Annotated in this window: 9 protein-coding genes; 3 read left to right on the forward strand and 6 right to left on the reverse strand. The window is 46.2% G+C overall.

What is annotated here, in order from left to right:
- Positions 1 to 186 precede the first annotated feature (186 nt).
- From QT979_RS19085 to QT979_RS19095, 3 genes are all read right to left on the reverse strand, one after another.
- Positions 187 to 699, reverse strand: coding sequence for a hypothetical protein (locus QT979_RS19085; protein ID WP_333214467.1), 513 nt, complete (start codon positions 697 to 699; stop codon positions 187 to 189).
- A 116-nt stretch (positions 700 to 815) separates the two neighbouring features.
- Positions 816 to 1,259: a hypothetical protein gene (locus tag QT979_RS19090; RefSeq protein WP_333214469.1), complete on the reverse strand. Its 444-nt coding sequence runs from the start codon at positions 1,257 to 1,259 to the stop codon at positions 816 to 818.
- Between the two features lie 82 nt (positions 1,260 to 1,341).
- Positions 1,342 to 1,524, reverse strand: a complete 183-nt coding sequence (locus tag QT979_RS19095; protein ID WP_333034601.1) for a CsbD family protein — start codon at positions 1,522 to 1,524, stop codon at positions 1,342 to 1,344.
- A gap of 123 nt (positions 1,525 to 1,647) precedes the next feature.
- Between QT979_RS19095 and QT979_RS19100 the strand changes: the two genes are divergently transcribed.
- Complete coding sequence (locus tag QT979_RS19100; RefSeq protein ID WP_333311398.1) at positions 1,648 to 1,827, forward strand: hypothetical protein; 180 nt, start codon at positions 1,648 to 1,650, stop codon at positions 1,825 to 1,827.
- A 69-nt stretch (positions 1,828 to 1,896) separates the two neighbouring features.
- On the opposite strand, the gene QT979_RS19105 is transcribed toward QT979_RS19100, so the two are convergent.
- Positions 1,897 to 2,103, reverse strand: coding sequence for a hypothetical protein (locus tag QT979_RS19105; RefSeq protein ID WP_333214471.1), 207 nt, complete (start codon positions 2,101 to 2,103; stop codon positions 1,897 to 1,899).
- Between the two features lie 550 nt (positions 2,104 to 2,653).
- Between QT979_RS19105 and urtA the strand changes: the two genes are divergently transcribed.
- Complete coding sequence (urtA, locus tag QT979_RS19110) at positions 2,654 to 5,578, forward strand: urea ABC transporter substrate-binding protein (RefSeq protein WP_333311399.1); 2,925 nt, start codon at positions 2,654 to 2,656, stop codon at positions 5,576 to 5,578.
- Positions 5,579 to 5,796: 218 nt separating this feature from the next.
- On the opposite strand, the gene QT979_RS19115 is transcribed toward urtA, so the two are convergent.
- A complete protein-coding gene (locus QT979_RS19115) occupies positions 5,797 to 6,279 on the reverse strand; it encodes a hypothetical protein (protein ID WP_333214475.1) in 483 nt (160 codons plus the stop codon).
- Positions 6,280 to 6,463: 184 nt separating this feature from the next.
- On the opposite strand from QT979_RS19115, the gene uvrB reads away from it, so the two are divergent.
- On the forward strand, positions 6,464 to 8,476 hold the full coding sequence (gene uvrB / locus QT979_RS19120) for an excinuclease ABC subunit UvrB (RefSeq protein ID WP_333311400.1): 2,013 nt from the start codon (positions 6,464 to 6,466) through the stop codon (positions 8,474 to 8,476).
- A 280-nt stretch (positions 8,477 to 8,756) separates the two neighbouring features.
- Here the strand turns inward: uvrB and QT979_RS19125 are convergent, their stop codons facing one another.
- Positions 8,757 to 8,948, reverse strand: coding sequence for a hypothetical protein (locus QT979_RS19125; protein WP_333219776.1), 192 nt, complete (start codon positions 8,946 to 8,948; stop codon positions 8,757 to 8,759).
- Positions 8,949 to 9,570: the final 622 nt, after the last annotated feature.

Here is a 9,570-nt window from a genome sequence, read left to right on the forward strand (position 1 = left end):
GTTTACATTTTGACATATTTGTTAAATTGATTTTACGCCTTTAACTATTGATTTAGCATAGTAAGTAAGGAAGAACCCTATTTTACTACAGGACTAGATATAAAATATAAAAGGACGATCGCGCTGGCGATCGTCCTTTTATTTGGTGCACGTACTATCAGCTTTGCAGCTTGTCTGAATCCAAGATTATTTACGGTTGTTGAGCCATTTAGCCGCAACTATTCCCAAAATACCAGCAACAACTGGATTGCCTAAAAACTTCATCAAACTCGGCTGTTCGGCTAGCACTTCTTGGAAAATATCCGGGTGATTGTGATAGGTGAACGAGGCCAACTTGGTAACATCGTCAGCATTCATGCGGCTGGCGTGGTGGGTAGAAAGTCCTAGCTGCTTTTCCAATTGGCGATCGTTCAATCCTCTCTTGCCCAAATGCTTGAAGAATTCCCGTGCTACATCGTCGCGTTCATTTGGCTTAATTTGGGCGATCGCCTTTTGCAATTCCGGTTCCAACTGAGCCGGCGGGAGGGAGTCGTGATTCAGGGAACGCCCGAATAATTGTTTGCGCTGAGCAGGGGAAGTTCTCTGAGCAAAATCGTCAAAGTTTTCGTAATCTTCACCCGTTGTCTCCGGCATAATTTCTCGATCGCCCTGGGCTAAATCGTTCATGATTTGACGCTTGTAATTATCGCTGCTACTCATGGTAACTCTCTTCCAATCTACACAACATTTCAGTCTTAAATTGAGATGGTTTAGCCTTCAAAAAACTGCGGAATATTAAACCGCCACGCGACTATCATTTAAGCTTGCTAACTCGGTCAAGACTTGTATTCAATCTGATTTGATTGCTGATCGTACTTAGCAGTCAAAATTAACTTTTTGTCAGGAGCGTAAACCAAAACACTTACATCCTGATTTGGGAAATTGCGGTGAAAACCTTGTGCTAAAGATTTCGCCAAATCTTTCACTTCAGTCGGGCGGACTTGCGGGGTAATTACAACTCCCAATTTGTTATTGTCGCGCACATAAGCATCCTGAACCAAGCCCTTAGCCGTCTTTGTTACCCATTGACCGAAATCTTGACCTGCGGCGGTATTGCCACGTTCTAGCTGCGCGTAATAACCCTGACTGCCACCAATTGCTACGGGTATATCAGTCGGTTTTTGGGCGGAAACGCTGGGCGCGCAGGCAGTAGTAACTGCCAGCATTAATACCAAAAGTACGCCTGCAATTATTTTGCGACTCTGCTGCAATAAACTCACCTTTTTTCCTCCGTTCCTAAAACATTTGGAATAGTTGAAAGGGTCAGGTTGCTCGACCCTCTCAATGCCTATATTATTAGGCTTAGTCTAGTTTCTTTTTGAGCTCATCTTTTACATCTTCGATCGCGTGACCAGCTTCAGCTTTGGCCTGCTTGGCTTTGCCTTCTGCTTTATCTTTCGGGTCGCCAGTAACATTGCCTAGGGCTTCTTGAGCTTTGCCTGCGATGTTGTTGCCAGTTGCCTTTGCTCTATCTTCAGTGCTCATGGTTTTCTCCCTATCTGTATTTAATCAGACATTTTCTACTTAATAAACTCATCATAGGTAACTAGGAGCTGCGTTGCAATCTACCTCTAGGAAGAAAGAATGAATAAAAAATGAAGATGGAAGATGGAAAAGTTATTTTTATGTCTTGGACAGCCTGCCACTTTCATACTTATAGGTTTTTTTTCACCGTTTCTGGTGGCTGCAACGAAGTATTTGTGTAAAAAAGCGGGTGGATGGTCAACCCCGCTTCCCGGAGTTTTTTTTCATACCCCAAATAATTTAAAAGTATCAATTTTTATTTAATTCTGCCTTCCCAAAGCGAGTGTGGGCAAGATTGCATCTTACCCACACCGAAAAAAATCCGTATTAGTTTTAATCTACCTTTTGATGACATTCTTCATCTATTTTGTGCTGAAGTTCTTCTTTCAACTGTTCCACAGCGCGCATAGTTTGAGCATCTTCTTTTTTTTGCTGACCGAGGGCTTTTTCTGTTTCCTCGCCGAGCAATATTTCCCTAGATTTTGGTACAGTGACTTGATTTTCGCTGGCCGTGTGGGTGGCGTTTTCTTGACTATTCATTAGTTTTTCCCCTATTGTTTGCAAAATTTATTTTTAACAAGGGTACTTAGAAGTTAACCTTATACTTAAGATAACGGAAATCACGAAGACTTCCATCTACCTCAAGGGAGATAGGGGCTGGTGAATAATTTTGAGTTCTATAGTTAAGATAAATTACGGAAACTTCCATTAGCCCCAAAGGAGATAGGGGAAGGGGAATAGTGCGTGAGATTGCTTGGTGGGTCGCAAGGCGCGGGCAGTGAATGAGTTGGGAAAAGGGGAGGAGGGGGGAGAATTTTTCTGCGGCGCGAGCGATGGCATTAAGTGTGGAATGTTGTGCTATGAGGCTCTTTGGACATCGGTAAAAGATGAAGAGAGAAATGGGAGGCAGTTTAGTGCAGACTTAAGTCTATGCTGAGAGTTGGAAAGTTAAAATCTGTAGGGTGCAGCAATTCCCAAGTTTGGTGGCGATCGGGTTAAATAGTCTGCTAAACAAGAGTTAGCGTCAAGGCTAACTTCCAGCAGGATCGAACTAAAATTTCTGTTATTAGTAAAAATTATCTAAAACCCTATGGGAGCAAGGAGCAGTAACCCCCTCGAAGCAGCCGGCCCAACTCGTGAGCCGATCAAAATAGGTGTGTTGCATTCGCTGACGGGCACGATGTCCATCAGCGAAATTTCTGTTAAAGATGCGACGCTGTTGGCGGTTGAGGAAATTAATGCGGCCGGAGGGGTGCTCGGACGCCCCTTGGAAGCGGTTATAGAAGATGGAGCCAGCGATTTGCAGACTTTTGCTCAAAAAGCTAAGCAATTGCTCTTAGAAGCGCAGGTGGCGGTGGTATTTGGCTGTTGGACTTCGGCGTGCCGCAAAGCTGTACTGCCTGCTTTCGAGCACGGCAACGGGTTGCTGTTCTATCCGGTGCAGTATGAAGGGCTAGAACAGTGTCCGAATATTTTCTACACTGGTGCTGCCCCGAACCAACAGATTGTGCCTGGGGTGAATTACTTGCTGAGACAGGGAAAGCGGAAAATTTTCCTGTTGGGTTCGGACTATCTCTTTCCCCGCACAGCAAATCGGATTGTGAAAGCTCAACTGGCGGCACTGGGGGGAGAGTTGGCGGGGGAAGTGTATCTGCCGCTGGGATCGAGGGAAGTGGGCGAGGCGATCGCACATATCTTAGCAGTGAAACCAGATGCTATTCTCAACACTCTCAACGGCGATAGCAATGTGGCTTTTTTCCAAAAGTTGCGGGAAGCTGGCGTGAACCCCGATGATTTGCCGGTGATGTCGGTTAGCGTAGCAGAAGAGGAAGTGCGGGCGATCGGGCCGTCCAATATTGCTGGACATTGGGTGGTTTGGAACTATTTTCAAACGGTGGACACACCGGAAAATCGGAAATTTGTCAAGGCTTATAAAGCCCGATACGGGGAAAATCGAGTCACGGATGACCCGATCGCAGCAGCTTATTTGGGCGTTTACCTGTGGAAGCAAGCAGTAGAAAAAGCTGGTTCGACAGATGTGGTTAAAGTCAGGGCTGCTGCTAAAAATATTGAGTTTGCAGCGCCATCGGGGAAGGTAAAAATAGATGCCCAAACGCAGCATATCTGGAAAACAGTGCGGATTGGTAAGGTGCGGTCGGACGGTCAAATTGAGGAGATTTGGAATTCGGGCGCACCGGTTCCGCCAGATCCTTTTCTCAAAACCTATCCTTGGGCGGCGGCACTTGCTCCGAGGCCGATTTCTCTGGGAACTCGGGCGTCTTTGAGCGGGCTGTTTGTCATCTTGGTACTCATAACTTGGATGGCGGTGGGAGTCGGGTGGATGGGTTCTGTGGAGATGAAGAACTATTTGCTGACAATAAAAGCTGCCTCAACTCCGGCGGGGGTTTCTGAGGCAGCAATGGCGGTGCTGGTGCAGCAAACTCTGGCAGTGGCGAGCCGCACTCAGCACTGGCTGCTGGGGGCTTCAGTTTTGAGTTTGATCGCGGGGATAGTGGCTTTTGTCTCGGTTTCGGCAATTATTCGGAATCTCGGCTTGCTGCGGGAAACTGCGGAACTGATGGCCAGCGGTGATTTTACGGCTCGATCGCCTGTGGTTTCTAATGACGCGATCGGGGTGTTATCTTCTACTCTCAATACAATGGCTCAGCAAATTAGCAGTTTGCTCAACGGTTTGGAAGTGCGGCAGCGGCAGCTAGAGGAACGATCGGAGGAATTGGAAGTCGCTAAGAATGCTGCGGAAGCTGCCAACCGGGCGAAAAGCACTTTTTTGGCAAATATGACTCACGAGTTGCGGACGCCTTTGAATGCGATTATCGGCTACAGCGAGCTGCTGCAAGAAGAGGCTCTGGAACTCGGCGAAGAAGAGTTTGTCATGGATTTGGCAAGCATTAATATGGCAGGCAAGCAGTTGCTCAACATTATTAGTGACATCCTGGATATTTCTAAAATTGAAGCAGGAAAGATGACTCTTTTCTTGGAGACTTTTGAGGTGTTGGATTTGCTCGAGCAGGTTGTCACTACTGTTCAACCGACGCTAGGGAAAAATGGCAATACTTTGATCGTCAATTGTGATCGCAATATTGGCACGATATACGCTGATTCGGGGAAGCTGGGACAAGCGCTGTTAAATTTGGCAAGCAATGCTGCTAAGTTTACAGATCAAGGCAAAATTACGATTAATGTTTGGAAAGAAGAAGGGGAGGTTTTGCCGATCGACAATTCCGCAGAACTCTGGGCAGATCCTTCTCGTTGTCAACAGCCTTTGATCGTGTTTCAAGTAACCGATACCGGCATCGGCATGACTGAGGATCAGGTGTCGAGGCTATTCGGAGCTTTCGCTCAAGCGGACGATTCTACTACGCGCAAATACGGCGGCACCGGTTTGGGGCTGACAATTAGCCGGAGATTTTGCCAGATGATGGGCGGAGATATTACCGTTGAGAGCGAGTTTGGCTGCGGTTCTAGTTTTACGATCCGGTTGCCGATTGCGGTTAAAAACCCGAAAGAAGCGCGGGAAGATCGAGAAATCCCAGAAATTCAGGCTGAGTCTTCCCAGGAGTTAGACACGAGTGCAGCGGCGACTGAAGCGAAGCAAAAAGAACTGCGATCGCAACCGCTGGATCTGCCCGATGCTGCTACTGTGCTGGTGATTGACGACGATCCAGACGCGCGAGATTTGATGACCCGCTGCTTATCGAAACAGGGATTTCGGGTGCGATCGTCGGCTAGCGGTGAAGGGGGGCTTCTGTTGGCTAAGGAGTTGCTGCCCGACGCGATTATTCTGGACGTGATGATGCCGAGTATGGACGGCTGGGCGGTGCTGTCGGCGTTGAAAGCAGATCAAGATTTGGTTGATATTCCAGTGATTATGATAACTTTTTTGGACGACCAAAATCAGGGGTTGGAATTGGGAGCCGCGGAGTATGTGAGGAAGCCTGTGGATTACAAGCGCTTTGCTGCTTTATTGAGTAAATATCAGGGTATCGAGAAGTAGTTTGTGGGCTGTTGACTGTTGACTGTTGACTGTTGGCTGTGGTTATTAGTTATTAGTTATTGATAGCAGATAACAACTAACAACCAACAACTAACAACTAAGCTGTCGCGCATTTAAATTGTATATTCGGTGCGGGCGGGACACCCCACTCATTGTTTGATTGTTTTTTGACAAACAATTTAAATGCCGCAACAGCTTAACAACTAACAACTGACTAATTAATCTAAAAATCCCATTAAGGTCGAGCTATCGTCAATTTCGTTGGAGGCAATGGGGCGGTTTCCTCCCATTGTGGAGTAAACTTCATCAATGTGAAGAGTGCTGATTGCAATAGGGCGAGCACCGGACATACTGAACATTTCACTGACTTGCATGGCGCTGGAGCCGATCGGGCGATTGCCGATTGTAGCAACCACTTCAAAGTCGCTGGATTCTACCGGGCGATTGCCTACAATGCCGTAGGTTTCGCTGAGGTGCAGGGTGCTAATGCCGATCGGGCGGTTCCCCGACATCGAGACGGTCTCGCTGATGGTAAAATCGTCTGGGCCGACAGGGCGGTTGTCATGCATGAGTTGCGGCCGATAAAGTTGGATTCCTGTTGCTTTCGCATCCGTGGGTGGTGTCGGTTGGCTTTTGGAACTGCCTTTACCGCGACGGGCGATCGCTTTGCTTTTGCTTGTACCTGTACTGCTCGTATCCATAATTCTTTTCCTCGCTTATTTTTGGACGTTGATTGCTGGGTGCGGACAACTGCTTTTCTTGGCTTTCTGCTTGCTATTTCGGCCGATGATTAAAATAATATTACAAAGTCTAACTATTTTTTTAACGAAATTGCAGAATCTCTGCATTTTTGTTAAGATTTATGGGTAATAGCTACATTTTCCTATGGTAACTGCGGCAGCATCTTTTCAATTGCAAGCGCCCTTCCAGCCCACAGGCGACCAACCGCTAGCGATCGCCCAACTCGTCAAAGGCATCGAAGCTGGCGATCGATTTCAAACCTTACTCGGCGCCACAGGTACGGGCAAAACCTTCTCCATTGCCTCGGTGATTGAAAAAGTCGGCAGACCCACCTTAGTTCTAGCACACAACAAAACCCTGGCAGCTCAACTGTGCAACGAACTGCGAAATTTTTTCCCGAACAATGCAGTCGAATACTTTGTCAGTTATTACGACTACTACCAACCTGAAGCATACATCGCCGTCACCGATACTTTCATTGAGAAAACGGCAGCAATTAACGACGAGATCGATATGTTGCGGCACTCCGCCACGCGATCGCTCTTTGAACGCCGCGACGTGATTGTAGTTGCTTCAATTAGCTGCATCTACGGTTTGGGAATGCCTGCAGAATACCTGAAAGCGGCTATTCCTTTGCAAGTAGGAATGGAAGTCAACCAGCGGCAAGTTTTGCGCGATTTAGTTAACGTCCAATACAGCCGCAACGACATAGATTTAGGCAGAGGCAAATTTCGCGTCAAAGGCGATGTTTTGGAAATTGGCCCGGCTTACGAAGATAGAATTATTCGCGTTGAATTCTTCGGCGACGAAATTGATGCCATTCGCTACGTTGACCCCGTAACTGGTAAAATTATCCAAAGTACAACCGCTTTAAATATTTATCCAGCGCGTCACTTTGTCACGGCGGAAGATAAATTAGAGGCAGCTTGCCAAGGAATAGAACTCGAATTAGAAGACCGGCTGACAGAATTTGAAAAACAGGGTAAACTATTAGAAGCTCAGCGGTTGGAACAGCGCACTCGCTACGATTTGGAAATGCTGCGCGAGGTAGGATACTGCAACGGAGTCGAGAATTATTCGAGGCATTTAGCAGGGAGAAATGCGGGGGAACCGCCAGAATGTTTGATTGATTATTTCCCGAAAGATTGGATGTTGGTGATAGATGAATCTCACGTCACAGTGCCGCAAATTCGGGGGATGTACAACGGCGACCAAGCGCGCAAAAAAGTATTGATAGAACACGGTTTTCGCTTGCCGAGCGCGGCAGATAACCGCCCTTTAAAAGCAGAGGAATTCTGGGCAAAAGAAAATCAGTGCATTTTTGTTTCTGCTACGCCGGGGGATTGGGAAATGGAAATATCCGAAGGCAGAGTTGCAGAGCAAGTAATTCGCCCTACCGGAGTCATAGATCCGACAATTTTTGTGCGCCCGACGGAAGGGCAAATTGATGATTTGTTGGGGGAAATCAAGGAGAGAGTAAGTCGGGACGAGCGAGTTTTGGTGACGACTTTAACGAAGCGGATGGCGGAAGATTTAACCGAATATTTGCAGGAGAGGGCGATTAAAGTCCGGTATTTGCACTCGGAAATTCAGTCAATTCAACGCATCGAAATTATCCAAGATTTGCAGGATGGTAAGTTTGATGTATTGATTGGTGTTAACTTGCTGCGGGAAGGTTTGGATTTGCCGGAAGTTTCGCTGGTGGTAATTTTGGATGCGGATAAAGAGGGGTTTTTGCGATCGGGACGTTCGTTGATTCAAACGATTGGAAGGGCGGCGCGGCACGTTCAGGGACAGGCTATTTTGTACGCGGATAATATGACGGATAGTATGGTTAAGGCGATCGACGAAACGGATCGACGCCGGGGGATTCAGCTAGCGTACAATAAGATGCACGGGATTACGCCGCAGCCGATCGCGAAAAAGCGATCGAGTAATGCAATTTTGGCATTTTTGGACGTGTCGCGCAAGCTGAATTCTCAGCAGTTGGAGGAGGTTTACGAACAGGTAAACGAGTTATCTTTGGATGAGATTCCTCAGTTAATCGGGCGGTTGGAAGCGCAGATGAAGGCGGCGGCTAAGAAGTTGGAGTTTGAGGAGGCGGGTAAATTGCGCGATCGGATTAAGCATTTGCGGGATAAGCTATTGGGACATTAACTTTGTTGTCAGGGAATTGAGGGGGATTTTTAACCGCAGATGCACGCAGATAAACGCTGATGAATTGCTGAAGTCTGCGACTTGGCAGAGTTTTTGCAGGAAAAACAGGAAAAAGTGCGATCGTATTAAGCATTTAGGTGAAGTGCGATCGCCTTTTACCATTGTCCTATTTTTTGGATGGGAAGGGCGATCGCGCTTTTTATCAGATTCCTAACCTTTGGGCTGATTCGCGATCGGATAAGTTTTTGTCTGAACGCTAATCATCAGAAAGGTTACATAGCTATTGAGCTTGTCCAAACTTAGCTATGAAATCGTAAATTTGGTCATTACTCAGGTGGCTAAAGTCTGGCGGGTTAACGATGCCCCTGCCTTTCACTACCAGTTGGGCTATAGCAATCAGCATGGTACGGACTTGCCAGCCTAAAGGGTTAGGATACAATTGTCCATCTTTTGCGCTAAAATGTTGGCACATATATTTTGTGGTTAGGTGTGCTGTTGGTGGTCTGAAGTTAAGAGGTCAAACCACCTGGAGTTTTCTAGCCAAAACGAGGGTTCTGTCTGAATTAGGAGTTCAGACGGCCTTTTTCGTTTTTACTACTTTGAACCGCAGATGCACGCAGATCTACGCTGATCAATTGCAGAAGTCTGCGACAAGAATCTTTAGAACGGCTTGATACAGGTCAGTGCAGTCGCTTCTAGATTCTGAATTACAACAGAGAGTCCCTATCACTTGTAGGTGTAGGGGCTTATTTATTTTTAACGGTTTTCCGGCCAATTGTCAAGTCTTTTTTGGATATTTACTCACGAAAGATTCGGGATTGAAACTGAGTGTTATCGCGGTATCTTATCCTGTTATTGCAAGCACCATAAGAGACTTTTGTACTAAACTACATAAATACTTGTGATTTACATAAATACTTGTGATTTACATAAATACTTGTGATTTACATAAATACTTGTGATTTACATAAATACTTGTGTTTTACATAAATACTTGTGATTTACATAAATACTTGTGATTTACATAAATACTTGTGATTTACATAAATACTTGTGTTTTACATAAATACTTGTGATTTACATAAATACTTGTG

This window comes from Microcoleus sp. w2-18bC1, from assembly GCF_036700365.1.
GTDB lineage: Bacteria > Cyanobacteriota > Cyanobacteriia > Cyanobacteriales > Microcoleaceae > Microcoleus.